Annotated in this window: 23 protein-coding genes; 3 read left to right on the top strand and 20 right to left on the bottom strand. The window is 58.1% G+C overall.

Annotated elements, in window-relative coordinates:
• Nucleotides 1–3: 3 nt before the first annotated feature.
• Genes brxC through A3GO_RS21980 form a run of 3 tightly spaced genes read right to left on the bottom strand, consistent with a single transcriptional unit; the run spans nucleotide 4 to nucleotide 4827 of the window.
• Complete coding sequence (gene brxC, locus A3GO_RS0101005) at nucleotides 4–3447, bottom strand: BREX system P-loop protein BrxC (RefSeq protein ID WP_029131813.1); 3444 nt, start codon at nucleotides 3445–3447, stop codon at nucleotides 4–6.
• A complete protein-coding gene (locus tag A3GO_RS0101000; RefSeq protein ID WP_029131812.1) occupies nucleotides 3444–4013 on the bottom strand; it encodes a BREX protein BrxB domain-containing protein in 570 nt (189 codons plus the stop codon). The genes brxC and A3GO_RS0101000 overlap by 4 nt, the downstream gene beginning before the upstream one ends.
• Entirely contained in the window at nucleotides 3988–4827 is an 840-nt protein-coding gene (locus A3GO_RS21980) for a hypothetical protein (protein WP_051301703.1), read from the bottom strand. The genes A3GO_RS0101000 and A3GO_RS21980 overlap by 26 nt, the downstream gene beginning before the upstream one ends.
• Before the next feature lie 143 nt (nucleotides 4828–4970).
• Here A3GO_RS21980 and A3GO_RS0100990 point away from each other — a divergent pair, with 143 nt between their 5' ends.
• The 3 genes from A3GO_RS0100990 to A3GO_RS0100980 are packed head-to-tail and all read left to right on the top strand — an operon-like array spanning nucleotide 4971 to nucleotide 6745.
• On the top strand, nucleotides 4971–5339 hold the full coding sequence (locus tag A3GO_RS0100990; protein WP_245621632.1) for a helix-turn-helix domain-containing protein: 369 nt from the start codon (nucleotides 4971–4973) through the stop codon (nucleotides 5337–5339).
• Nucleotides 5340–5354: 15 nt separating this feature from the next.
• Nucleotides 5355–6347, top strand: a complete 993-nt coding sequence (locus A3GO_RS0100985; protein WP_029131810.1) for a hypothetical protein — start codon at nucleotides 5355–5357, stop codon at nucleotides 6345–6347.
• Nucleotides 6348–6403: 56 nt separating this feature from the next.
• Nucleotides 6404–6745 carry a hypothetical protein gene (locus A3GO_RS0100980; RefSeq protein WP_029131809.1) on the top strand — a complete coding sequence of 114 codons (342 nt, stop codon included), beginning with the start codon at nucleotides 6404–6406 and terminating at the stop codon, nucleotides 6743–6745.
• Nucleotides 6746–6752: 7 nt separating this feature from the next.
• On the opposite strand, the gene A3GO_RS0100975 is transcribed toward A3GO_RS0100980, so the two are convergent.
• From A3GO_RS0100975 to A3GO_RS21955, 17 genes are all read right to left on the bottom strand, one after another.
• Entirely contained in the window at nucleotides 6753–8318 is a 1566-nt protein-coding gene (locus A3GO_RS0100975; RefSeq protein ID WP_029131808.1) for a conjugal transfer protein TraG N-terminal domain-containing protein, read from the bottom strand.
• A complete protein-coding gene (locus A3GO_RS25085) occupies nucleotides 8315–8692 on the bottom strand; it encodes a hypothetical protein (RefSeq protein WP_211245076.1) in 378 nt (125 codons plus the stop codon). The genes A3GO_RS0100975 and A3GO_RS25085 overlap by 4 nt, the downstream gene beginning before the upstream one ends.
• Nucleotides 8682–10043, bottom strand: a complete 1362-nt coding sequence (locus tag A3GO_RS0100965; RefSeq protein WP_051301701.1) for an integrating conjugative element protein — start codon at nucleotides 10041–10043, stop codon at nucleotides 8682–8684. Before A3GO_RS0100965 ends, A3GO_RS25085 begins: the two co-directional genes overlap by 11 nt.
• A complete protein-coding gene (locus A3GO_RS0100960; protein ID WP_029131806.1) occupies nucleotides 10040–11152 on the bottom strand; it encodes a TIGR03756 family integrating conjugative element protein in 1113 nt (370 codons plus the stop codon). The genes A3GO_RS0100965 and A3GO_RS0100960 overlap by 4 nt, the downstream gene beginning before the upstream one ends.
• Nucleotides 11149–11613, bottom strand: a complete 465-nt coding sequence (locus A3GO_RS25080; protein WP_051301699.1) for a TIGR03757 family integrating conjugative element protein — start codon at nucleotides 11611–11613, stop codon at nucleotides 11149–11151. The genes A3GO_RS0100960 and A3GO_RS25080 overlap by 4 nt, the downstream gene beginning before the upstream one ends.
• A 78-nt stretch (nucleotides 11614–11691) precedes the next feature.
• Complete coding sequence (locus A3GO_RS21965; protein WP_037374367.1) at nucleotides 11692–12561, bottom strand: alpha/beta hydrolase; 870 nt, start codon at nucleotides 12559–12561, stop codon at nucleotides 11692–11694.
• A 114-nt stretch (nucleotides 12562–12675) separates the two neighbouring features.
• The gene (locus tag A3GO_RS0100945; protein ID WP_418064548.1) at nucleotides 12676–15333 is read right to left on the bottom strand and encodes a conjugative transfer ATPase; all 2658 of its coding nucleotides are present in this window, start codon (nucleotides 15331–15333) and stop codon (nucleotides 12676–12678) included.
• Between the two features lie 84 nt (nucleotides 15334–15417).
• A complete protein-coding gene (locus tag A3GO_RS0100940) occupies nucleotides 15418–15825 on the bottom strand; it encodes a TIGR03751 family conjugal transfer lipoprotein (RefSeq protein ID WP_037374366.1) in 408 nt (135 codons plus the stop codon).
• Complete coding sequence (locus tag A3GO_RS21960; RefSeq protein WP_051301698.1) at nucleotides 15782–17185, bottom strand: TIGR03752 family integrating conjugative element protein; 1404 nt, start codon at nucleotides 17183–17185, stop codon at nucleotides 15782–15784. Before A3GO_RS21960 ends, A3GO_RS0100940 begins: the two co-directional genes overlap by 44 nt.
• Before the next feature lie 9 nt (nucleotides 17186–17194).
• Nucleotides 17195–17983, bottom strand: coding sequence for a TIGR03749 family integrating conjugative element protein (locus A3GO_RS0100930; RefSeq protein WP_037374364.1), 789 nt, complete (start codon nucleotides 17981–17983; stop codon nucleotides 17195–17197).
• A gap of 14 nt (nucleotides 17984–17997) precedes the next feature.
• Nucleotides 17998–18651, bottom strand: coding sequence for a PFL_4703 family integrating conjugative element protein (locus tag A3GO_RS0100925; RefSeq protein WP_029131802.1), 654 nt, complete (start codon nucleotides 18649–18651; stop codon nucleotides 17998–18000).
• Nucleotides 18623–19003 (bottom strand): TIGR03750 family conjugal transfer protein, encoded by a 381-nt coding sequence (locus A3GO_RS0100920; RefSeq protein WP_029131801.1) that lies wholly within the window; start codon nucleotides 19001–19003, stop codon nucleotides 18623–18625. Before A3GO_RS0100920 ends, A3GO_RS0100925 begins: the two co-directional genes overlap by 29 nt.
• Before the next feature lie 3 nt (nucleotides 19004–19006).
• Complete coding sequence (locus A3GO_RS0100915) at nucleotides 19007–19357, bottom strand: TIGR03745 family integrating conjugative element membrane protein (protein ID WP_051301697.1); 351 nt, start codon at nucleotides 19355–19357, stop codon at nucleotides 19007–19009.
• A gap of 81 nt (nucleotides 19358–19438) precedes the next feature.
• Entirely contained in the window at nucleotides 19439–19669 is a 231-nt protein-coding gene (locus tag A3GO_RS0100910) for a TIGR03758 family integrating conjugative element protein (RefSeq protein ID WP_029131799.1), read from the bottom strand.
• A 9-nt stretch (nucleotides 19670–19678) separates the two neighbouring features.
• Nucleotides 19679–19981: an integrative conjugative element protein, RAQPRD family gene (locus tag A3GO_RS0100905; RefSeq protein WP_084609629.1), complete on the bottom strand. Its 303-nt coding sequence runs from the start codon at nucleotides 19979–19981 to the stop codon at nucleotides 19679–19681.
• A 182-nt stretch (nucleotides 19982–20163) separates the two neighbouring features.
• Complete coding sequence (locus A3GO_RS0100900) at nucleotides 20164–23406, bottom strand: efflux RND transporter permease subunit (RefSeq protein WP_029131797.1); 3243 nt, start codon at nucleotides 23404–23406, stop codon at nucleotides 20164–20166.
• On the bottom strand, nucleotides 23396–24568 hold the full coding sequence (locus A3GO_RS21955) for an efflux RND transporter periplasmic adaptor subunit (protein ID WP_084609627.1): 1173 nt from the start codon (nucleotides 24566–24568) through the stop codon (nucleotides 23396–23398). The genes A3GO_RS0100900 and A3GO_RS21955 overlap by 11 nt, the downstream gene beginning before the upstream one ends.

The following is a 24568-nucleotide window of genomic DNA, read 5'->3' as shown; positions in this document are numbered from 1 at the left end:
CCCCTATGACACCACAACGGGTCCATGCTTGAGTTGCTCAAGCAGCTCCTGCTCGGTCTTTTTCACCCAGGCCTGCACCTCTTCGGGCGTTCGCAGCGTGGCGCTGCCCAGCTTGACGTGATGGGTCTTGGGCTCCACCAGCTTGTCCGCCTGGATGCGGGCATCCGCGAATAGCTGCGGTAAGGCAGCCGTTTTGGTCCTCCAGGCATCCAGTGAGATTCGATCCAGTGAATCGAGCACCTCCTGCTCGGTGCCCGTTGCGCCCTTCGAGACCTTGACGATATTCAATCCTTTCAGGATCCGATCACGCTCGGTCTGCTCGACCTTCTGCCAGCTCTCTGCGGCCTCCAATCGCGTCGATTCTTGTTCGAAAATCTCCGCATAGTGCTTCTCTGCCCCTGCCAGCGCGGCACGCAAGGCATCCGCCAGCGTTTTGGCCAGATCGGGCACCGGATCGGCCGAATCCAGTAGGCTGCGATTTGCGGCAATGGCCTCAATCTGTGGTTGCGTTTCTTTCGCCGAATCCAGCCCTTCGGCATGGCGCGCGAGGGACAACAGGCGCTTGTAGGCGGGTAGTCGTTTTTCGGCCAGATCCCGAGCTTTTGTCCAATCTTCGATGTTCTTCAGGAGTTCATCGTGACGATTGAGGATGCCGACCAACTGCTCGTTGCCGGCGAACGACTGAAGATCCAATAGGTGACTGGTATCCGGACGTTCGGGTAGTGGCGCTTCTCCACCGGCACCGCGGGCAAGTTCACTCAGCTTGCTCAGAAACTCTCCGGCAGCTGCAGCCTCTTCATTCGGCTTACAGGCCATCGCTCCGGTCTGAAACAATTTGCGTACCTTGAGACGCTGGCGGGTATCAATGGTGGCACTTTCGACCCGAAAGTCGGTGCTCGACACCTTCGCCTGATCGAGCTGACCCGGTTTGAATGGCGTACCGCTGGTGGTCGCGCGCAAATGCCCGGTACCGAACAGGCTGATGAGAGCGGCGTCAACGGCGTCTCGGGACCAGCCGTAAGGCGGATCCGAAAAGTGAGAGCGAATGTCTTTGCCCTTCTTGCCGGAACCCACGAAAGAGAGCACGGCGGAACAGACCGGGTGATCTTCGGTCTTGCCGCTGTAGTCCAGCGCTTCCAGGGGATGCTCGGCACCTTTGCGTGCCCGCTCGATCACCTTCGGCCAGCGATGGTCATCGGAATCCTTGAAATCGTAAAAAAGCCGATCCAGTGAGGCGTTGGCGGCCTCCCTGACCTTCTCCAGCAGGGACACTTCCAGCCGCTCGCTGCCGCCCCCCTGGTAGACCTTCGCGCCGTCGACCACTTCGGCAACCAGGGTCCGCAGACTGTTGCTTGCCTCGGTCAGCCGTGTCTCCATTCCCTGCCGGGCCTCGATACCCTCTGGAGTTGAAGGCACGCCTTTGTACTCGAGCGTGTCTTTCGCGGCGCTCTGCGCAGCGACGACCCGAGCCAGCGAGTCTGCGCGCGATTTCGGCACAAACACATGGATGACGGGACTGTCGGGACCTGCTGCACGCGCATCGGCAATGACGCTCTTCTCGTCCGAGCCCCAGCCGTCACGAATCCAGACCGGAATCTCATGGGCGGTGCCCTGCGGTGGTTCTGAGCCGAAATGCAGGGCAAGTTTTCTGGGCTCCTTGCACTTGCCATGCAGGAGCTTCACGGACCCGATGGCATCCTGAACCGCCGCGCCCAACAGCTGGGCGCGTTTGCTGCTCATCCGGGTAGGGTCGTTAACCAGTTTGGTTTGCCGGTTGCGGAATTCCGCTTCCCACTCGCTGCTCTCGCGGGTCTGCAGGCTGTACTCGTCATCGAGCTTCATCAGCGTTCCCGCAGCAACAAGCTCGTCCAGCAGCTTGGGAAGCTGACCCCGCAGTGCGGCACCATCCTTGGCCAGATCCTTGACCAACAGATCCGCCAAGGCATCCGCCGTGGCTCTGACGCCAATATCGACGCCGGCCTCACGAGGAAGCTTTCGTATCAGGAAGACCAGGGCACACAGACGTGATTTGAGCCGTCCATCAGGCGTGCCGTCATCCTGCTCAACGATCGTCTCGTTTACCTCGCGCAGCAACACGCCGGATTGGAGCAGGTTGGCCGAGATCTCCTCGAACAGGAAGTCCGCCGGCACCACCGTGCCGACCGGGTCATCCGCCGTGCGACGGATGGCGTCATAAACAATACGCAGCTGGGTGCGCAGCTGCCCTGCGGTACCCGCCCGATCGACTGCGCGCAGCGCATGCTCCCAGAAGCGGCGGCGTACAGGCAGCAGGGGATAGTCTTCCACCAGAACGGATTTATCTTCACTACGCGGACCAATCTTGGTTCCGACCAGATGTCGATCCAGTTCACCGGCGTTGCCATCCATTGTCGATTTAACGTCGTTAACGCGGTCCGGTCGCTTCGCTAACACGACGCGACGCGTGACGGTTTCGACATCGGTGTCGGAAAGTTCTACGTTGACCGTGAACCGACCCTGGAGGCGCTGCAGCGCAGGTGTTCCGGACAGCGCCGTTTGCCCGGTTCCCAGGAACAGAAGACGGTCGCCGAATCGCTTGCTGCAGGCCTCGACCACTTCCTGCACGATGTACGAACGGCTGGTGTCATCGCCGATGTACTGCTGCACCTCGTCAAGGATGATAACCGCGCATGGCGTCTCACCATCGGGCGCGAGGGTCTCCTGCAGGACAGCAACAAACTCGTCGGTGGTAATGTCTTTGGGTTTCGGGAACTGCGCCCGGAGCGCTGCCCTGGCCTCTTTTTCGCTGGTGGCGAAATTCGGGTCGGCTGCCAGCAAGGCCTTGGCGATCAGCGGGCTGACGTACATATCATTCAGCTCACGGCGGAAATCCCGGCCATCCGCCTCGACAGCGGCACAGACCTGGTCGTAGATATCGTTTTTCCTCAGCCAGATGCAGAAACGCGCCTGCGGGTAGCTCTCGGGAAGTTCTGCCGATTTGAATGCGATTCCCAGCAAAGCGAGTCGAACACTGTCACCGGCACCGGCGCCGAGCGTCCCCGCAGCGGCATGCAATCCATGTGCTCGTTTTCCGAGCGTCGTTATCTCTTTCAACAGATCCTGCACATCGGTTGGCAATCGCGCCAGGCCTCGCGCACTGGCGCCATCCTCAGGGAAGGTGTAATCGGTCCACAGGAAGCGCAGCATCTTCGCCAGGTGCGACTTACCACTCCCGAAGAAGCCGCTAACCCAGGCCGCCGGCTGTTCGGGTTGTCCCTGATTGCTGACGTAGGAGTCGAGGATGCGGACAAGACCCCGCTGGTATTCCCCTTCGCAGACGAAGTGTTCCAGCTCGAACCGTAGGGTGCGGCGCTCATCGTCGGTGAGGGCGTCGGTCATGGTTGCGACGCCGTTGTTCAGCAAGGTGATCTTGCCGGGGTCCCTCTGGTAGATATCCCGGTTCTTCATACCTCGTACACTCCTCGATCTTCGTGCAAGGTGATCGGGACTGCGAGGTAGTTCCACCCATCCCTTGCGTCCAGCAACCGATAGTTGCTGTTTTCGTACTCACCGGGGAAGAACACCACCACGCGGCCTTTGATATCCCGCTCTATCTCGTTCATAAGCTCGGACACACGTACAAATCCGAACAGCGATGCAATGCCAAAGACACCGACGACCGAATTCTCATCGGCTTCCGGTGCATTCAACACCTCTCTCACGCGATCGGCCACGTGCTCGAGAAAATCGTCCTCCAGCTTGAGTTCCAGATCCTCCGGAGACTCGAAGTAGCTGTCGCGATAATTCGTTGCAGCCATCCACTGGGCAAAGACCTGCGTTAAGTCGCATTCGAGCCACCCGTGGCCTGTTTCTGCCGTTGACAGTGCGAACAGGTCTTTCCGTGCCCGTAACCGGCGTTCGTCAGCCTTGTCGTACACGACAAAGATGGCTCGCTGGGCGCCGGCCAGGTCCTTCTGCCACGGCAGAGAGATATAACTCTTGTAGCGCTCAGCCAGCCTGTCGATGCGCCCCATGAATCAGCTCCCTTTCTTTATCTGTAAGCAGTATCGGAAATGACACATCGATCATCGAACCGGACTGTTTGAGATCGAGCAGCCCTAACCGTTTGGCGTCGACCGCCATATCGATGAGCTCATCGGGATTGGCGTCGAGGACAGCGGCCCATGGCGTTTCGAACAGCAAACGTCCACGCCGCCCCACTGCAAATCCGAGCAGTAGAGCGAATGCCGTCGCGGCGGGTGTCGCCTCAACTTTCTGTCTGGTCTTGCGCCCTCTACCGTGAAAATGCCCGGACTGGGTCCACGACGAAGATGAATTACGCACGACCTTATCGAGAGTTGCTTCATTCAGGCGATCACCAACAGCGGCAGTAAGGGCATCCTTCATGGACTGCCGGGCGAACTCGTGACCATAGGGGGTACGGATAACAGCAGTGGCGGTGGTCCTGAGCAAGGGGTCCCTTGCCAAGGCTAGCAACAATGCCAGAAGCGGACGGCTGGTCTCGTTTCTTCCCCAGAGATCCCTCAGCACCCGGAACAGAATCACTTGAGGCTCGAGGGCGTAAAGCTCAGTGAGGCGCTGCAAGGAAAGCTTGCGCGTCGCGGCCGTGCGCTTGCCCAGGCAGTTATAATCCATGACCGCCTCAGCATACTGCTCACGAGAAACGTCACCGGGCACGGTCTCCAGTAAATGCGACAGCTCATCGAGCATCATGGTGCGGCTGGTGTGAGTACCCCGTTCACCCGACCGAAATCCCCACGCCATAGCCTGGCCTGCCGCCAAACCAATGATCCCCGCTTCGAAATTCAGATTCGATATTGCGCCCATGGTGAAACACTATAGCGCACTTAAATAAACTTTCAAGTTTCGCCGGCAAACTAGCCGGCATAATTTATCTGTTGTTAAAAGAGATCAAATAGTCATCGTTAAGCTCGTAAATCCATGACTATCTCTTGCCAAGGAGCTAAATTGTGTACTATATAGTACACATGACATTTGGAGAATACATCCGTGAACATCGTGAAGCACTCAAGGCCGAAGACCGGCGCTTCTCGGTGCGCCAGGTGGCGCAACGTATCGGCGTGGAGCCGGCCTACCTCAGCAAGATCGAGCGCGGGGACGTGGCGCCGCCGTCCGAGGCAAAAATCCGGGCACTCGCGGATGAGCTGAATGAGGATGCGGATATGCTGCTGGCGATGGCCGGCAAGGTGTCATCGGATCTGCAGGAGATCATCCGCAAACGGCCGCAGCTGTTTGCCGATCTGATTCGCCAGCTCAAAACGATGCCGGATAACTCCATCCTGCGTATCGCCCGGGATGTGCGTGATGGCGACTGGTAATGAGGGAGTAAAAACATGATCGAGCTACAGAACAACCAACTCACTTTCCGGTTTCCGGAGGTTCATAAAAACGCGATCTGCCAGATCGACTTCCAGCGTACTTTACGCATACCTGATGATAACCGGGAGTATCCCCTCCCCCCGGGTCTGGGTCGATTTCCCGTGGAGCACGTGGACGATTTCGCGGACAGCTTGCCCGATAGCTGGCAAGAACATGGTGGTGTCTTCATCCCCATGTATCAGTCCGAGGCATTATGGATCAATTTCTCCGGCGACTACCCCTGTGCAGTGAAGATCGCTGCCGGCAAGATTAATGCGGTTTCCGGGAAAACATGGAGCAATGGTCTTTCCAACGACCCGCAGGATTATGCAGTCATCCCGGAACAGCCCTGGCTGGATGGTTTCAACGTCTCGGAAGATTTCATTCGGCAGTTCATCGCCATGCCCCTGGGCGAGGGTTTCACCGCCGAAGAGCAGATTACCGGCAAGGCCGAACACGGCGGCCTTCAGATCATCGTCTATCCGATGAAGCACGAAGTGTACGTGGAACTGTGTCGTGAGCAGGCAAAGAGACCTGCTATTGATGATCTGGATATCCAGTTCTGCGTATGCGAATCGGCTGTGCCAGATATGGGACTGGCTCCCGGTGGCTTGATGCGGCAGGAGATTTATGAAGACGAGTACGGTATAGATGCATGGGACCGGGACCACGGCTACCGATGCTTCATTCACCTGGCCAACAGCGAGCAGTACCAGGCAATCACCGGGCATCGACCACCGCACAAACCGCCGACCGCCAGCGATTACACCAGCGCTGGGTTACCCTGGTTTGACTATTATGATGATGGTAAGGCGCTGCCTGGCTCTGACACGTTGAGCAGGTTGACCAGCGTCGCCGCAAAGATCATCGAGAAAGGTAAGGGAGTCCTGCCGGACAACGATCCGGTTCAACCAAAGATCGTCAAGATAGTCGGCAAGGGTAATCTGGTTCGGGATGGGGAGTTTTGAGGAAACTCGAACCTGTAGGTCATTGACAGAAACGAGTCCGGCGAGGTCTCATTGAAATGAATATTTTATTGAACCCATTCTTATTACTCACAGTGAGCCTTATAGGGCTTCTCGTTGCATTGTTGAGGTACAGTATCAAGGCTATTCGTAGGCTTGGTGTTAACGGTTACCTCTTTCAGTTGGGTCGACTCGCTAAAGCAGTCACTGGCAGCCTAGCCAAAATTACTGCAGGCCTGATGGGCTTCTTAGCCGCAAGTGCTGACACATCCGATGAAATCCTGGATGAACATAATGATCAACCAATGCGAGACGTAGGATTGATCGGTGAATACAACTTCCGAACCCATAAGCTGGACGCAGGAACAGATCCAAATGGCTGGTACGAAGAAGATATGTAGTTTTTGGTCACCGCCTGATTCCCTTATTAGTCATTGACTTTCCGATCGCTCCCCCCTGCCTCCCCGCATCACTTGCCGTTTGAGAAAGCGGGGATGTTGCGGAGGTAATTGATCGACCAATTGATATCCCCACCCAAGCCATCATCCCACTCCACAGCAACGGCAAGCCGAGATAAAGGCTGGTCGTAATCATATTAAGCAACATCCGCTTGGTATCGTGTTCCCCTGGGTTGGCGAAGATCTGCAGAAAGATGTTCACGTCCGGGTACATGGAGTGGATCAGGTTCTGATCGACCCACATGGCGAGGTACCAGAGCACGCTCCAGAATTTGACGGTAAAGATGGCCATAGCGCCGACCACCATCATGGAGAGGGAGTACCGCGACAGCACGACGACCATGGGCAACAGGGCATAGATTCCCAGCAGCAGCATTGCCTGTACCATCGGCAGCGCCTGCAGGACGGCTGTGATGGTCACGGAGAACAGGGCCGAGGCTGTGAGCACACCCCCAGCGGCCAGGCCGCCTTTTACGATGTTCTCCGCGGTGCTCAGCAGTCCGGTACTGCCTGTGTTGTTGGCCACCAGGTCGTTGTTCGACCAGGAGGGTGGTGAATTCGTCAGCACAGTCCTCGCGACCGCGTCGTTCTGCTTCTCCCCCGCCAGGGCAGGTGCAACCGCAACGACGAGGCCAGAGAAACCGGCGGAGGTAGCATCGGCCTCATCGATCAGCTTCTTGCGCAAACCGATGGCACCACTTTCCCACCACTGTTTGCAGGTGGGTTTCCCCCAGGCGGGTGGAGTAGCCGGGTCGTATTCGGTGTCCCGAGCCGCATTGTAGGCCCAGCCCGGAATCTGGTTTGTGGGACGCAAGGTATCGTAGTAGCCCGAGGTATCCCGGTAAACGTGAGATCCCATCCAGTCGGGATCGTCCGGACCATAGGTGGTCAGCAGTGCACTGACGGCAGCGGCATTTGGCTGCTCTGCCTGGTACTTGGAGCGCGCCGGGATATAGCACTGACTGAAGAATTCACTCATCTCCTGCCGGAGACGCGGATCCGCAATGGTGGCCAGCCTTGCCTGCTGCTCGAACGTGCGCATGTCGCTGGCGGCGGGCATTCCTTCGATAGCCGCGTGGTTGAAGCCGGAGGTCATGGCAAGCACGGCGTACCACCAGACAGGGATATTCACCGTCGCGGGCGAGCCGTTGAATCCGGTTGTACCATAGGTACTCTGCGGCGCAGCTACGGTGGCTGTCGCCGGCGCCGGGTTATTCAATGTTGGAGGTGGCGTATAGCTGAGTGTGCCGGCATTCAATGGTGTCAACGCAGCCGGTTGTCCGGCCAGCACCACGACCAGCAGTGCAATGAAGAGATCGATCTCCATCCGCCGCAGCGAAAGGCCGGTGACCGTTCCGAACTCACCGCCCTGTGCCGGCTCACGCCAGTTGTCGATGAGTATGCCCAGAAACGGAAGGTAGACGATGCCGGTTCCGACCAAGACATCCCACAGCACCCCGTAGAAGGCCCAGCCAAACAGGGTCGTGAAGAGTTCGAGATAGCTGTCGAGTGTCATGCGACAGGCCCGCTGGTTGCCAGGAAAAACCGGCCGAAGAGATCCTGACCGATCATCAGTTCGATGATCAGCAGCCAGGCGACAACACGCCAACGAAGTGCGAGTAGTTGGGATCGTTCTGTCGGATCAACTCGCCCAGCGCGGACTGTCAGATCAACCAGTCTAGGCCAGAGGACCGCCAGCATTGCGATGAGTAGGAGTCGGGTGACACCGGCAAAAGGTTTCAAGCGTGTAACCTGTTCCGATATAGCAGAGAGAGACGAGAGTTCCGCCACCTGCCAGAGAAGCGCACCCATAGCAAAGATCAGACCGACAGTGATGAGCGACAAGCCGACAAACCAACGCCTGCGCAAGGATGGCACTTTATTGAACACGGCCGTTGCTCAGTGGCCTGGAATCCAAAGGTGACACTTGGGGAACATTCAGAGAGGCCTGGCGCTTAGCCGCGGCACGCTGCAGCAGTGTGGTCAGGGTATTGGAAACAACTTCTTTACGCACCCGCGTCTCGAACAGCAAGTTCTCGATCTCCTTGTCCAGTTCCGTAATGGAGGTATCGGCATGCTCGCGCGCCACCTCGGTGGCATACACTTCCGGTACCTGCCGCCCGGTCAGCAGCAGGCGCCGAGCAAACAGCGCCTTTTCAACCGTGCGCGCGGTGCTGATCTCAGAGACCAGCCTGCCCATGATCAGACCCTGCTCGGTGACCGGCATCTCGCGGATCGCCTCGATCACCTGCCGGGTAATGGCCACACCGGGGGCGGTGATCTTGTCCAAGTTGGCCAGTGTCGGTGATGTCGCTCCGCTGACCAGACTCTGCAGATCCACCGTTACGGTGGCTGCCTCCTGGTGCAGCTTGGGCAACAGGCCGGTCCCGGGAATGCTGTCCTTGCGGCAGGTATCGCAGGTGGTGACGATATTTTCGCCCACAACCTCCACGACCCAGTTACGGGCATCCACGGGCGTATTCCAGACTTCGGAGAGCCGGGTTGCCGATGCCGGAGGGACCGGACCCGCCGCGGTAATCGGCCGGTTCATGTTGATGTTGTAACCGGCCTTGACGATATCCCCGGTGAACTGGAGAGTCGGCTGTCCTGCCCCACCCGCCTGGCCACCAACCCACGGAATACCGCTGTCGCCGTTCGAGGTCTCGACCGATCTCTTTGCGGTCACCGCATCGTTGCCACCAATTCCCATTTGAACTTTCCAGTCATTGCCTTTCGACAAGGTGATCAGGTCGGCATAGGGGTTCTTGCCCTGGGCGATCTCGGCCTCCATCTGCTCGCAGGACTTGGTGGCCAGTTGCATGGTCTCCTGGGCCTGGAGCAAGGCATTTTGAAACATGTCATAGAGACCTGGATTGGCGCGCTGCAGAATCAGTGCCGGAAGGGCTGCGATCGCCGCACTGGCGGCCGCGGTCATCGCACTCACCATATTGTCGACACCGGCGCCGATGTCATTCAACGTATTGCTGACTGCTGCCACCGGGTCGAACTTGCCGCAGCTGTAGCCAAGACCCAGCTGAGCCGAACCACCCAGGGCGACAGACACCACCGAAGGGTTGGCCGGCACGGACACGGGTTCCGCTCCACCAATCTCGTAATACCAGAGACTGTCCTCGGTCGGCGCTTGGGCAGCCGTGCCTGTACTGCTCCATACAAGTATCGAGATGAGCAACCAGGCAGAAACATGGGTCTGTGAAGATGAAAAGCGCAATTTAGGTTTCATGGCGGATAGGAGAACCAGTCAATGTCGAACAGGAACCATTGGCCGCGACGGCGGCAGCATTGGTAGGGCCGCCAGAGGTTCCAGGCGTAGTCCCCTGCACTGTCGACGCGCCCACCGCCCCAACCGGTGAGACTCGCAAGATCGTTGTTGCCAAACACATTGCAACTGGTCTCCGTGCGAGGAACCAACATCTGCCAGGTACCGGTGCTCCGGTCCTTCTCCACCAATGGGCCGGGCGGCCAGACCCTCTGACCGGAAAACGAAGGAAACCATTGGTTGGTCATTCCTCCGAGACCATCGTCTACCCAGTTATCGATGAGGCTGATAATGTCGTTGTGCATATAAGAGGCGCTGGAGAGCGACACATAGACATGCGGCTGTCCGGCACGGGTGACGATATCTCCGGCCCGCTGGGCATTGATGGCGGCCGCCTTGGGCTCCTCCGCCTGGGTAGTCCATCCAGTACGAGGGTGCACACTGCCCCAGGTCTGCAGGGGCCAGGTACCGATCTCGCGCAGTCCCGGCAGTAGACTCGCCGGGTAGAAAATCTCCGGGACCTCCTGGCGCCAGGACAGGGCATCGAGCCCCGACATGAAATAGGGAAAGAAAGAAGCCGTCTGGGACTGGCACAACATCCCCACCCCGGCAGCGATGCCGGAGAGGGAGCTGAGCGGATGGCCGATGGCATCGGCCTCGCGAAAAACCAGGTTCTTGTGGTCGCGTTTATTCGCACTCCCTTCCGTGCGATTACCTGCGCTGTCGATAGGAACCGGCAGCAGTGCACCCAGCAGACCTGTTGCAGCCGTCTTCTGTGCGAGACCGAGTGTCGCCCGAATCTCCACCCAGGGGTTTCCGCCCAGTTCGTTGTAGCTGCTGACCACCAGATCCGGATTGTAGTGACCCACCTTGATCGATGTTCTGACCCGGCAACCGGACCAGGAACAGCGTAGCCAGAAACACATACCGATCGGCATCCAGCGCATGCAGGAGAGCGCAGCGGCTGTCGTCTTGGCGACGATGCCGGGGGTTGTGATGGTGCCGGTATTTCCGGGTATGGGTAAAAGGAGTACGGCCGCCAACAGGAAACCGAAGGTGCATGGTGCTTTCATGGCCGGGCTCCCGCCTGCCATGTCCGGTAGTGATCGAGCGCGATATTCAGATCGGTCAGACCGTAGACCACTGCCTCGCCATCAAACAGGATAGCTGGATAACGATCGATACCGTATTGCATGGATTTTGCCAGACCGACAGCTGCATTCTGAACCGCTGCCATCGTCTGTTCGTCCAACTGCTGGATGCGTTGTAAAGCGATCTGTTTGGATAGATCCGGATCGGTGGAGAGGTTGTTCGAAAGTTGTGTCTCAAACTGCTGAATGCCGTCCAGCACATAGAACTGAAGATCAATGTTCCGTACAGCCCCGGTTTCAGCTTCGCGTTCCCACTGTACCTCTCTGTCCGCTGTGGTGAAAATCTCTACCCATAATGTATTCTGATTGGCGGATGCTGCATGCGTCCGGTTAAAGCCGAGGACGGCTGCCAACATGAGCATGATGAAGAGGATGCGGATCATGGCCTGGAGTGTGCACCAGGCCGAAAAGTCGTTACAGAGAAAAACCAATCACCAGTTGTCTTGGTTTATTTGAGCCGGTTAAACAGGCGGCACGCGGTTAAGGTGTTCGTGAACCCAATCGATCAGATCGTCTGCATGCTGCTGAAACTGTTCAACCGAGTTGTGGCCGGCACCCTCGATCTCAATGAGTTGAACGGGATTTTCCGGCAGCGCATTCTGCTCGATCAGATGCATATCGCTAATCGGCACAACCGCGTCTTCTGTCCCATGCACCAGCAGGACGGGACATCGAATATACCGGATGCGGTTCATGGGAGCGATCTCCTCAAACCTATATCCGATAACCCACTGGATGTAATTCATGATCAGGGGTCTTAACACCTTGGGAAGCCAGGGACGGTCCAGATGCCGGTTCATGACGAGATTGGGATGCGCAAATCCAGACAGTCCGATCACCAGATCAATGTCGGTTCTGTGTGACGCGGCCAGCATGGCGGCTGCCGCACCGATCGAATGTCCAAACAGCACGATCTTCTGACCGGCGTCACGTTGTTTTGCCCATTCAATGGCGCAACCCAGATCCTCGGCGAAACGCGGCAGCGAGGAGAAGCTGTCCCGATCACTCTTACCGTGATTACGCGCATCATAGAGCAGCACGTTCATACCGGCCCGATGAAAGCATCGTGCCAGCGGGAGCATCATTTGTGCGTTCGCCCCCCAGCCATGAACCAGGATGACAGTACACAATTCGAGCTCTCCCGGAATCAGCCAGGAATAGAGCCGTTTTCCTTTCGGTCCGGGCAGGTAGTGCATGCTGAAGGGCAGCGAGTGGCTCGCCGGCGTGGTGGTTTCAACCCGCCTGGGTGCCCGGTAGACCCGGTGCAGAATGATGGGAAAGAGCCCGATCAGCGTGATGGCAACAGCGGCTATGATTAAGACGAGGTTCATCGGGCCTATGATAGAGAGACCATCATCGGTTTGCAGCAGATACCATCTATATAGACGAACACCCAATGCCCATCCCTGCCCTCCTACAGAGTTTAAAATCCCGCCTATCAGCGATCAGGCATTCCGATGTTCTGCGATACGCTCCGCCATCACATACACTGCCTCCAGCTCGGAACACCCCCGCTCCCGCATGATCTCCGCCCGCGCCGCCTTCTCATGCTTCTCGGTCATCGCCAGTGCCAGGGATAACGGCGGCGGGACATTGCGAAACAGAGCTTCGAGGTTATCGGAGAGCACCACCCCTTCCACATATTTACCCGGCTCTTTTCGTGCGGACAGTAACAGGTTGCGCTGTACATCCGTCAGATCCTTGAACCGTGCGATCTGTTCGACCTCCTCCTTGGGCATGACCAGACACAACCACCACTCCATCATGTTGAGCATCTTGCGGCTGGCGTCTGGGAAATCTTCCAGGTTCTGAGTGGCGATCCAGAACCAGGCGCCGAGCTTGCGCCACATCTTGGTGATCTTAACCACATAGCGAGCCAGCAACGGGTTGGTGGTGATGATGTGGCCCTCATCGGTAATCACCAGTGTCGGCCGGGCATCATGCTGATGCCGCTCCACCAGATCGTTGATGTGGCTCATCATGGAAATGTAGGCGACGGTGAGCTGATCCTCGTAGCCCTCCCGGGCCAGTATGCCCATCTCCAGAATGGTGACATCGGACTCCGGCCAGGGCGTACCCGGCCGGTTGAAGAAGTAGCCGGCGAGACCGGAACAGAACAGCGCCATGCCATCCCCCATCTCCATGGCCCGGTTACGTCGGGACTCGGGTAGAGTCTGATCCCGCCCAATCGCATGCAGCGCTGCCACCACATCTTCGGTGATCACCTGGGTGCGTTCGCTCTCTTTGACCGTTTTGGCGGCCAGAAAAATCGCGTTACGGATCAACAGCCGGTCGGCTCGTGTCATGCGCGCGTCTTCGCGCTCGTCACCACCGGTGATCATGATGCGCGCCGCGATCTCCATCTCGCCGAGGATATCCCTGCCGGTGCCCTCTTCGTCGGTTTCGTCATCGTCCAGCGTATCGGGATCGATGCTGATTCGCAGACGACTCTCCTTCTCCAGCATGCGCAGGGCATCGGCAAACGGCGGCAGACTCACATCCACGTTCGGATTGAGCGTGACTTGGTTGACCGAGAGCCCGTTCGCCTGAAAGTCCTGTCCAAGCAGAGAGAATGAGCCCCCGGCCTCGATGATGAAGATGCGCGGGCGGTACATCGCAGCCATCTGCTGCAACAGATAGACCAGCAGCGCCGACTTGCCCGCGCCGGTGGGCCCCAAAATGAGCATGTGGGCGTTCTTCTTTCGGTCCTCGTGATGCAGCGGATCGAATACCAGCGGCTCGGCCCCCCGATTGAAGAAGACCAGGCCGGGGTGCCCGGTCCCCTTCGAACGCCCATACAGCGGCAGTAGATTCGCGGTGTGGCTGGAAAATACCAGTCGCGATCGCCGATTGATCTTGTCCATTGACTGGTCATAGGCCATCGGCAGGTTGCGGATGTAGCTGTCCAAGGTCAGCAGATCCGCCTCCTGCAGGATCGGCTGCAGTCCATTGGGCAGCAGCAGTGCATTCAGCTGGTTGATGTTGGCGCGCAGGGATTTCAAATCATTGCCCCGGACATAGAAAGCGATGCTCAGCGGATAGAGCTTGTTGCCTCGCGCCATCTCCCGCTCTACCGCTTCGGCATCTTCGCGGGTAAGTTCAGCTTCGGCGGAATCGCCCACTGCGGCCCGCTTGACCTGTGCGATGTGGTTACGCGTGAAATCTTGTGGTTTGACAGTCAGGGTCATCACCATCACGGTGTGCTCGGGCAGTCGGTCGAAGAGGGAGAAGACGTGATCTCCGGCCTGGCGTTCCGCTGTTATGTGCCCCACCTCGGGTGCCCGGCGCAACCCCTGAACCGTGACGATGCTGTGGGGCAGGTTATCGAACCACCAGGTAGCCGATATGTTATCCGATTTCGGCATTGTCAAGGTGAGACGTTCGGCCAGATCGTAGCCGAAGCAAAGATCTTCGTCCCCGGGATAGGGGGCGATCTCCATTAACTTGTCGGGATCACCACCGGCAATCGCAGGTGCTGGGTTGAACCACTTGAGAAGCCACTCGTAGAGGTCTTTTCCGGTTCCGCGCCGAGCGCGGATCCCGGCCGAAGCCAGCGCGGCAACCCATTTGATCGCGACATCGTTCAGCGCCTCCTCCACCTCGATTGCCGATGGCAACTTGCCCCTGGGTTTCAATCGACGATAGAGCGTAGCGCGCACGCGGCGCACCTGTCCCCGCCAGTGGGTTCCGGTTACGGCCTTGTCTTCGAACAGGCCGCCGGGCTGCGTAATCCGGGCAAGGTGCTGTGAAAACATTGTCTGGAAGTGTCGTGTGAATGGCGTCTTCTTTGCACTCGGTTGCGGGTAGTCTGCAACCTCTTTCTGAAACCCCTGCAGACTGGGTTCGTCCTGCACGTAGACCTGCAGCACCCAGGGGGCATCGTCTTCTTCGGGGATGGCATCTGTCAGCGCAGTTTGGATCGCATCGCGTAACTGGGTCATGAACTCGGGCGTGCGTGCCTCAGTACCGGCCGGTGTCAACTCAAACAGGGCACCCAGGCTGATACCGTCTTCCAGCAGAAAGGTTCGGCTCTCGGGGTCGTACTCGACCCAAGGCAGGAGACCGGTGAAGGATGGCGGACGCTCATACAAGCGCTTGACCATTGTCTGGGTCACGGGGGCTTCTGCCTGTATTACGGATTCATTCACTGCGTTTTGTGATAACCGTTTCCACATGATCCGTATGCCCTACCGTTCCGGCCGAGCCGGCACTTCACCCGGCAGCGCGTACTCGGTGCGCTCATACATCGGGAAGACGGTGGCATAACCCGGCACCGACACCGGCTCCTCGCCTGCCAGATGAGGAAACACGTACATCACCAGGGTGGGGTTCGGGAGCCTTGGGAAGATGGCATCTATCTCGTTGGCCGCATCGCGGGTATATCCATGCAGTGATGTGTCGCCGGTCAGGATGGGGCGACTCCCCAGCTCCTGGCGTATGGACAGCGGGTCTTGGGCATTCATCTCCTGGATATGCCCCTGATAGATCGCCTTCATTGAAGGGCCATCCTGAGGCAGCACCGCCTCCTTGGTGCTGGCGCACCCTGCCAGGCTAATCAAGCCGAGTGCGGATATGAGGATCAACGGGTTTTGCATGCGTCAGTCTCCTGCCGGTGGTATCGAGATCGATCGGGAGTTCATGATCGACGTGGATGGCAATGCGGATACCGGCCGGCACGAAGACCGCATCGAAACTCTGGGACTGGCGTTCCATCAGCCACTTGCCGACCTCGTCACTGCCGCCGGCGATTGTTTTGCCAAGCACGTAGTTTCCGGCGTCACCGGTGACATTGCTGGTCACCCCGCCGGCATCGCTGACCACCGACGTGGTTTCTGCGGCAGCTGCAGCCTGTGCGGCCGCCTGGATGGCCATGACCCCGATGCGTTGCGTCAAAAACGCAGGCGCGTTGGTCTTTCGCTCCCCGCTGATGCAGGGGATCCCCTGTTGGTCCGAGATCCAGCCCAGAGGTTTATCCGCACCGCCCGACTGGCCACTGGCCTGGCCTCTGCGGTCGTCGCTGGAAATGGTTCGAATCGTCCCGTCATCGAATACGAAAGTGACCGAGTCGAGACGGCCGGTGACACAGGAGAGGGTCCAGTCACCAATCGCCGTGCCGCTCCAGACCATGCCCTGAATACCGGGTATCGTCAGCCCGTTTGCGGCCAGGTTATCCGCGCCCGTGATCACCTTGAACGGCATGGGGTCGCGCACCTGCCCCTGCACGGGGACCCGGCCAACCAAGGCGGTCATCGCGGTCGAGCCTATCAGCGTGGCGTTGCGGGGGACAGTGTAGACCGGATCGACACTGTTGATCTGCTGGGCGATGTTACTGGTTTGCTCCCGGGCTGTGTCCAGCATCCTGCCCGTGGATTGACCGGTCTTGTGCAGCAGACCACTGCCGTTCAATGCCGGGGTATCGTCTTGCGTACGTTCCAGCGGTTCGATCCAGATCAAGCTGTCGGCAGGATCTGCGCCTAACCCATCGAGCCCCAGGCCCACCGGGATGTCGCTGCCGGATGGGGTCAAGTTGATCTGAGAATAGGATTGGGACAAGGCATCCACCCGCGCGGTCAATGAGGAGAGCACACCGGAATCCAGCCGCTGGCTCGCTGCCTGATCCTTTTCTCGGGACAAGAGTTCACGAGTTACGCGGGTGGTAACGTTATTCTCTATTTGGGTACGGCTGGACAACAGTTCCCTATTTTCACTGCGCAGTGCCGTGTTGTCCTGGCGCAGCGCCTTGACCTCAGCGGTCATGGCCGCGACGTTGGCCGTCAGCGTTTTGATGGTATCCGCCGGTGTGTCCGCATCAGGACTCGAGGCTTGGGGAACCGCGTCCATCGTCAGCTGCACATCTGGTTCACCGGTACAGGATTTCAGGGTAACGAACACCAGCATCAGCAGTACGCCGCCGGCCAGCAGGGGTAGAAGTCGGTTACTGGTTGCGATCGTCATAACGCCCGCCTAGAAAGAGACACTGAAGGGTCGGGCTGAAATCAGATAGACCGCCGTGGTATCCGCCTCATTGCCGGCAGGCAACAGGCGATGATGCTGGAAAGTCGCCGTCAACCAAGCGCCGCGAAGATTACGCGGGTCCAGCGTCTGCGGTTGCTCGGTTCGATTTGTGAGTTTGACGGAGGTGAGGTAGTACCCCCCTGCCCGCCAGGCCACCAAAGGTGTGGCATCGATCGCGCCACCGCGCATCAGGTTGATGGGATCGCGTGCCACCGGTGTGCGCACGATGCCGGGTCCGTCCTGCAGAAGTCGGGCTGGTGCATAAAGCTGCCGGGCTGCGAATCGGGTCAAAGTCACGTAACTGATGTTCGAGGCAATGGTATTGCCGTCATTCAAAACGCCATGTTCGTTCGCTTCCTGCACAAATAGCTGTATGGGGTGATTCTGTCCCAGCTTATTTGATGCCGAGATATCGAAGAGATAGATCTGGCCACCCTCGGTCTCCCGCACCATGACACGGGTCAACTCGAAAGGTGCATGCGCCAGGAGATAGACGGTCCCGTTCACGCTCTGGGTACGCAGCAACGGCTGCAGGTTGCCGGGCACGCCCACCTTTACCGAAGATGGAAACTCTACCTGTCGTTCCTGACCCACCGTCAGTTCCACGCGGATAGGTGTCTTCTTCCATTCGATCCGTTCGACGTTTTCCGATGCGGCGTGGACCGGAACCTGGAACAGCCACAGAGTTAGCCCAAGCCAGCACATCCAACGAATTTTCCAATGACTGGTCAGCAACATGTTTTGGTTCCTTATCATTCTTCTTGCCCGGGCTCGTCACCGAGTTGGGCTTCGGTCAGCCGATGGGGACCGTTGCCACTGAAACCGTCCAGCGCCAATCCCCAGGGATTGGATTCCGGATCGACGGAGAGTTTGACCACACGCAATGGATAACGAATCGCCGTCTTCTTCACGGTCATCCCTTTCACCGATTCAAACAGATCCAGGTCCAGCCACACGACCCAGACCCCGGGTGCGAGCACATCGACCCGACGCTCCTCGAAGCCGTGTCCGGTCATCTCGTGTACACCACGTACGCGATAGCTCAGCTCACCCTGTTTGGCTTTAAGTTCCATATCAGCGATCAGATCCGCCCGATAGCGTGGTGTCAGATAGGGCGAGACCCGGAATATCGCCTTGCCGTAGTCCTGGGCGCCGTTTTCCGACCAGCGGTTGAGTTGCTGAAAGATGTAGAAGGCAAAGGCGTATACGTTGGCCGCGGGCACTTCGTCTATGGCCAGCGTCGCACCGGAGCGCAGATCCGGCGGGACATGCACCGTGATCTGTTTGGGAGCCTGACTCCAGCCAAACAAGAGCGCCAGGATGATGATCAGCTGCAGTCCGATTACGGCCCACAATGACCGGAGATGGGCGCGAACGTTATCGATCTCGTAGCGGTAGCGTTGCATTGCCACTCCTCCCGATGTCCCAGGCACCACTGCGCAGGATAAACGGTGACCGGTGCAACCCAAGTTCTGACAGCCAGATGCTGAACCGTTGCTGGTAATGTCCGTCTGGTCGCCCACGTTTCAGTCGTTGGAACAGGCTTGCCATCACAATCACGGTACCGACAACACCCACACCCGCGATACCAAACCCCATGGTGACCGCACCCAACAGCCCCGCCAGCAGAAGACTGACAGGCAACCAGATGAGTGCGGCCACCCCGACGATAATGCCCAACTCGGACGACGAGCAGCCTTTGAAGATCACTGGCTCCGCATTAAGCCGGTCAGCCAGAATGTCGTCGCGATTGGACATCAATCAGATGACGCCGGCGGCTTCAGTGAGCAGATAGCTGGCAAAGATCAGCACAATTGCACCGACAATACCCAGCACACCCACCTCGGCCCATTCGGCCTTGCCTTGGCGTGCCTCGTTGAATTTGGAGAACCCGAGATAGGCGATCCACAGAAAACCAAGCACCGCAATCGCCAGGCCCAGGACCAGGCCACCGTCTTTTATGTATCCCTTGATGAGTGCGATCCAATCACCAGCCGCCGGCGCCGTACTGGGTGCAACCGGGGTCGGCAACGCCGCCCAGACCGACTGTCCTGCAGACACAGCCAGCAGCCCGATTGCGGCCGCCACCTTTCTTACTGATTTCACCACCATTGTTTACCCTCCCAGGTAACGGGGTTGCCCCCTTTCACGAATACCGGGGCACTCCCCGAAACAGAAACGGTGACGACATCCTCACCGCAGATAAAAGCCCAACACCATGAGCACGATGCTGGCACGTAAAGCACTCCAGACGAGATCGAACAACACCACTTGACCGCTCTGCCAGGCACGGAAGGTGCCCAAAGAAACCCAGATGACCCAGACAAAAGCGAGCACCAGAACAACCGATGCGATTCCGGTCAGGAGCGTTGCCGGTGTAACTCCGGAGCCTGCTTGAAATGCCGCGTTTTGTGCGCCGGTCATGACGACACATCACCGGCGGTAATCGCCATGCAGCGGCGGAAAGGTTCTGGGCTCGGCACGAGGGGCATCGATGTGTTCCTGAATGCCGCGTTGAATCTGATCGAGATCCTGCCGCAACCAGTCATACTGAAACCGGATACGGACGTCGGGATTGGCTTGCGATGCTGCTTGACGTATCAGCGGGTGAATCGCTTCGATCTCGTGGACAATTCTCGCCAGCATTTCCCGTTCGCCATCTGCGTCAGCATTAACGAACTGAACAGGCAGCGCGGTTCCGATCAGCCCTAAGAACAGTAACTGGGTAACTCGCATTGATGTTCTCCCCGTGTAATGCATGGAGCGCATGGTGGGAGAATCGGGGATGACTTGATATGGAAAATCTATTCAGGAGGGTGCGGGGTTTTTCGTCTTGATTGGTAGACTACACTAAAATTCCAAATCCAAGGATATGCAACTCAGAAACTAGCGAATGACTATCTCGGATACGTTTCAATTCAAGACATCCAATGCCGATAGAGCAAGGGCACCACAAACACTACGAACAGCGCCGAACTCATTGAACCGAAAATCAACGCAATCGCGAGCCCTCCCATCACCGGATCGGGCACCATGATCGCTGTGCCGAGCGCAATCGCCAGTGTCGTGAGCAGGATCGGTCTGAGGCGCACTGCACCCGCCTCTCTAACAGCCTCTTCTATCGGATGCCCTTGTCGTTGATATTCCTGGGCGAAGTCGATCAGAAGCAGGGAGTTGCGCACCACCACCCCGGCAAGCGCGATCACGCCAACCATCGAAGCCGCAGAGAAGGTGGTTCCCAATAGCCAGTGGCCGGGAAACACTCCAATCAGGGCCAAAGGTACGGCGGACATAGCCAGCAATGGCAGCGAAAATGACCGGTAATAGGCAACCAGCAGTAGAAAGATCACCAGCAACGCGAGGCCGAGCGCCAAACCCATATCGCGGAATGCGTCCAAGGTAAGCCGCATTTCCCCCTCCCATAACAACTGATAGCCCTTGAGTGCATCCGGACGTATCGGAATGAACGACAGGTTCTTGGTATTGAGCTGACCCTCTCCTTCCAGTGACAGCTCATCAAGGCGCAGGTCGAGATCCAACACAGCATACGCTGGTGCGCTGGCTGCGAGCTCGCCACCCACGTATTCGACACGTTCGGTATCTTTATGATTGATGGGCTTCGGCTGAATGCCCATGACCATGTCGGTGACCTCCGACAAGGGTACTGTCTGCCCAGCTCCATTGTGCACGAACGCCCGTTCGAGCAGGGTGGGGTCGATGCGTTGTTCACGCGGTATATGCAGCCTTACTGGCACGGGAGTACGTGTTCCCACCGGGTGTGCCTGTGCCAGCGTCTCACCGCGCAAGAGGCGTGCGACGGCCTGGGTGACCTGGGTTGGATCAACGTCGGACAGGGCGGACTTCTCCCGGTTCACGCGGATCTGGTATTCGGCCACCTCAAACGGCACACTTGCCCAGACTTCCGCCATGTCATGAGTCTGTTTGAATGCGTCCACCACACGGTGCGCCAGAGTGGCAAGGCGTTCGTTGTCCGGCCCGTAAATCTCAGCAAGGACGGTTGCCCGTACCGGTGGGCCTGGCGGGTCTTCGACAAGCTGAATAATGCCACCTGGATAACCGGCCGCAATCGCTTCGATCTGGGGGCGCAGTGCAAGCGCGTAATCGATGGATGTGGGTCGGCGCTCGAACTTGTCCTGAAGATTGATCCGGATCTCGGCGAACTGCGGCCCGAGGTTACGACCGCTACCCTTGAGCTGTCCATTGAAGTCGATGATTGCCGGGATACCCACATGGGTCTGATAGTCCCGTACATAAGATTGGCGTCTCAGCAGTTCACCCAGTTTCCGCGCAGCACGGTCAGTGACCTCCAACGGCGTGGTCTCCGGCAAATGGATATGGATCAGGAAAGTGTTCTTGTCGTCTTTGGGGAGAAACGCCAGAGGCACTCCCAAGGATGAGACAGCGCCAGCAACTCCCTGAGGACGGATGAACTGCCAAGCGGGTTGGAGCAATGAAAGAACCAGAAGAACCGAAATGAGGATGTAAAACCCAATACGCAGCCCGCGGTGTGCCAGCAGGTGTTTGATCAGGACGTAGTATGTACGTTGCAAGGCCGATTGTCCGGACCTGCCACAGTGCCTGCCTGTTCGCATAAAGCGCCGTGCCAGCCAGGGTGTTACCGAGTAGGCGATGATCAGAGAGGCGATCATGGCCATCGGGAGGTTGAAGGTAATGGGATAGAAGTACTGGCCGAGCATTCCGGTCACCAACGTCAACGACAGGAACACCGTGACCACAGTAATCGTGGCGAGTGTCGTCGGATTGCCGATCTCATGTGTCGCAAGCACCGCCGCATCCGCCTTGTCTACGTTGTCCTTATCGGAAGTTAACGACAGATAGTGCCGGTGGATGTTTTCCGTCACCACGATGGCATCATCGACCAGCATGCCGAGTGCGAGGATCAGTGCGTACAGCGTAATGCGATTGAGCGTGGGGCCCGCTAAAAGGTCCGCCCCCATCACCACAGCGAAGACCAGCGGGATGGTTACCGCCACGATTGCGGCCGCCCGCCACCCAAGGAACCAGAGCAATACCAGGGTCACTGCACCAATAGCAATTAACAGGTGTTCCACCAGCCGCGTCACGGTCTTGTCGGCCCTTATCCCGTCATCACGCGTCACCACAGCATACACATCGGGAGGAATGAACAATTGGCGCATTTGCTCGACCCGCGTACGAAGCGTTTCGGTCAGTTTGACCGCGTTCACCCCGTTGCGCTTGGCGATAGCTACCGTCACTGCTGCCATCTCGACCAGAGTACCGGTGCCAAAGCGTGGATCCGCTGGACCGAAGGCGAAGCGGGTCATCTGGACGATCTCGGCCGGTGGGCCGTCGACCACGTTGCCGATATCGCGCACCCGTAGCAGTTGTCCACCAGCGGAATGCACGACAATGTCCGCGAGCTCGGTGGCGTCCTCAATCAATCCCACGACCCGCAAGGCGCGGTTCTTTCCCGTGTAGACCCGCAGGCCCAGCGGCTGCGACACATTTGCCGCGGCCACCGCATCCGCGACTTGATTGAGCGTAACGCCGTAAGCCTGCAGACGTTCCGGTGATACTTCGATACGCATTTCACGGGAACGCCCACCCACGACATAACCTCGACCCACGCCCTGCACACTGCGCAGCCGCTCAAGTATCCGTTCGGCCATAAGGCGTAAGTCAGCATCGTCATAGTGACCGGAAGCCAGGGTTAGGGTGAACACCGGCACGTCGTCGACATCGATGGCCTGGATGCGCGGCTCGCCTGCGTTTGGCGGCAGACGATGACGATTGCGCAGCACCCGGTCGTAGAGGCGCACAAAGGCATCTTCCTTGTCTTCACCCACCTCGAACTCCACGTCGATACGTGCCAGGCCCTCCAGTGCCGTGCCATAGACATGCTTTACACCATCGATGGCAAGTAACTCTGCCTCCAGCGGTGCCAGCAGCGTATGTTCCACCTCCCCGGGAAGAGCGCCTGGAAGGTTGACGCGAACCTCCGCGGCCGGAACGATAATCTGAGGATTCTCTTCCCTTGGTGTGAACAACAGACCGATCACGCCGAATGCCAGGATGGCGACAGCCAACAGGACGGTCAGGCGTGATTCGACGAAGTAACAAGCCAGCTGTCCAGGCAGGTTAAGCCGCTCAGGTATCATCTCTGGCAACCTGTTGGACTCGGTCACCATCCCGCAATCCAGCGGGCGGATGTAGCACGGCAGAATTACCGGGTTCAACACCGGCAAGCACTTCCCGTTCTGTGCCCCACCTCCGGCCGAGACGAACACTGCGAAAGCGCGCCTTGCCTTCACTGTCGACCACGAATATCCCCTCAATCCCTGCTCGGTTTACGACGGCTGCTTGCGGGATTGCCAAAACCGTTTCCTCACCGATCCGTAGCCGTGCTGTTCCGAATTGACCGGGTGAAAGACGCTGGTCATCGGGCAGTGCAATGCGTACCTTATAACGGCGCGTCATGGGATCCGCGGAGTACACTACACCAATCACCGTACCCGTTAAGTGCTCGTTGACATGGTCGAACACGACCTTTACCGCCTGCCCCGCTGTGACGGCGTCCACCTGGGTCGTCGGTATGAACACCTCAAGTTCCTTTGGCCCCAATACATCGAGACGCAGAACCGGTTCTCCGGCCGTGATCAGATCACCAGGATCACGCAACCGCTCTCGAACCAGCGCTTGAACTGGGCTAATAAGTCGTGTGTAACGTCTGTCCTCGCGGTGTACGTCCAGTTCGGCTTGCATCTTTTCAACTAGTGCGCTGGCCAGCAGACTACGCACCCGTGCGTCTCTAAGTTGATCCTCCGCCAGTACCTGTTTCATCGCTAAGGACTGGTAACGTTCGACATCCGCTCTGGCATCCGCCAGATCCGCTTCAGCGGACGCAAGTGCCGCCGCAGCTGCCCGGATCTTCGCTTCGAGCTGTGCATCATCTATATCCACTAGCTTACCGCCCATTTCCACACGATCACCCTCATCGACGTGGATCTGTTCAATAAAGCCGCTGATGCGTGATGTTACCTGCAGGCGCTGAGCTGGCACTACTGAACCGGGCACTTCGTAAATGACCGGCTGAGTGCGCTGCTCAATGCTGGAAAGGGCCACGTTCTGGGTAGTTGGTTGCAGCGCCTTCCCAGAATCCGTTCTGGAATTCTCCTGGCACCCCACTATCGCACTTAGAGCTGTAAGCAGAATAAACCCCGCTGCTGACCGGGCCACCAAAAAATTCTTCGGCCAAATACTCGCGTTACTAAACGTTCGTTTAGTTCTACAGCGAAATATATCATTACTTGAGTCGGTCAT

Origin of the sequence: Sedimenticola selenatireducens DSM 17993, assembly GCF_000428045.1 — a bacterium.
Lineage (GTDB): Bacteria > Pseudomonadota > Gammaproteobacteria > Chromatiales > Chromatiaceae > Sedimenticola > Sedimenticola selenatireducens.
This window is presented reverse-complemented; position numbering and strand designations above follow the sequence as displayed.

Bases quoted from the DNA above. Each gene is read 5' to 3' on its own strand.
- brxC (WP_029131813.1), bottom strand. From the start codon at position 3,447: ATGAAGAACCGGGATATCTACCAGAGGGACCCCGGCAAGATCACCTTG.
- A3GO_RS0101000 (WP_029131812.1), bottom strand. From the start codon at position 4,013: ATGGGGCGCATCGACAGGCTGGCTGAGCGCTACAAGAGTTATATCTCT.
- A3GO_RS21980 (WP_051301703.1), bottom strand. From the start codon at position 4,827: ATGGGCGCAATATCGAATCTGAATTTCGAAGCGGGGATCATTGGTTTG.
- A3GO_RS0100985 (WP_029131810.1), top strand. From the start codon at position 5,355: ATGATCGAGCTACAGAACAACCAACTCACTTTCCGGTTTCCGGAGGTT.
- A3GO_RS0100980 (WP_029131809.1), top strand. From the start codon at position 6,404: ATGAATATTTTATTGAACCCATTCTTATTACTCACAGTGAGCCTTATA.
- A3GO_RS0100975 (WP_029131808.1), bottom strand. From the start codon at position 8,318: ATGACACTCGACAGCTATCTCGAACTCTTCACGACCCTGTTTGGCTGG.
- A3GO_RS0100965 (WP_051301701.1), bottom strand. From the start codon at position 10,043: ATGAAACCTAAATTGCGCTTTTCATCTTCACAGACCCATGTTTCTGCC.
- A3GO_RS0100960 (WP_029131806.1), bottom strand. From the start codon at position 11,152: ATGAAAGCACCATGCACCTTCGGTTTCCTGTTGGCGGCCGTACTCCTT.
- A3GO_RS25080 (WP_051301699.1), bottom strand. From the start codon at position 11,613: ATGATCCGCATCCTCTTCATCATGCTCATGTTGGCAGCCGTCCTCGGC.
- A3GO_RS21965 (WP_037374367.1), bottom strand. From the start codon at position 12,561: ATGAACCTCGTCTTAATCATAGCCGCTGTTGCCATCACGCTGATCGGG.
- A3GO_RS0100945 (WP_418064548.1), bottom strand. From the start codon at position 15,333: ATGGTCAAGCGCTTGTATGAGCGTCCGCCATCCTTCACCGGTCTCCTG.
- A3GO_RS0100940 (WP_037374366.1), bottom strand. From the start codon at position 15,825: ATGCAAAACCCGTTGATCCTCATATCCGCACTCGGCTTGATTAGCCTG.
- A3GO_RS21960 (WP_051301698.1), bottom strand. From the start codon at position 17,185: ATGACGATCGCAACCAGTAACCGACTTCTACCCCTGCTGGCCGGCGGC.
- A3GO_RS0100930 (WP_037374364.1), bottom strand. From the start codon at position 17,983: ATGTTGCTGACCAGTCATTGGAAAATTCGTTGGATGTGCTGGCTTGGG.
- A3GO_RS0100925 (WP_029131802.1), bottom strand. From the start codon at position 18,651: ATGCAACGCTACCGCTACGAGATCGATAACGTTCGCGCCCATCTCCGG.
- A3GO_RS0100920 (WP_029131801.1), bottom strand. From the start codon at position 19,003: ATGTCCAATCGCGACGACATTCTGGCTGACCGGCTTAATGCGGAGCCA.
- A3GO_RS0100915 (WP_051301697.1), bottom strand. From the start codon at position 19,357: ATGGTGGTGAAATCAGTAAGAAAGGTGGCGGCCGCAATCGGGCTGCTG.
- A3GO_RS0100910 (WP_029131799.1), bottom strand. From the start codon at position 19,669: ATGACCGGCGCACAAAACGCGGCATTTCAAGCAGGCTCCGGAGTTACA.
- A3GO_RS0100905 (WP_084609629.1), bottom strand. From the start codon at position 19,981: ATGCGAGTTACCCAGTTACTGTTCTTAGGGCTGATCGGAACCGCGCTG.
- A3GO_RS0100900 (WP_029131797.1), bottom strand. From the start codon at position 23,406: ATGATACCTGAGCGGCTTAACCTGCCTGGACAGCTGGCTTGTTACTTC.
- A3GO_RS21955 (WP_084609627.1), bottom strand. From the start codon at position 24,568: ATGACCGACTCAAGTAATGATATATTTCGCTGTAGAACTAAACGAACG.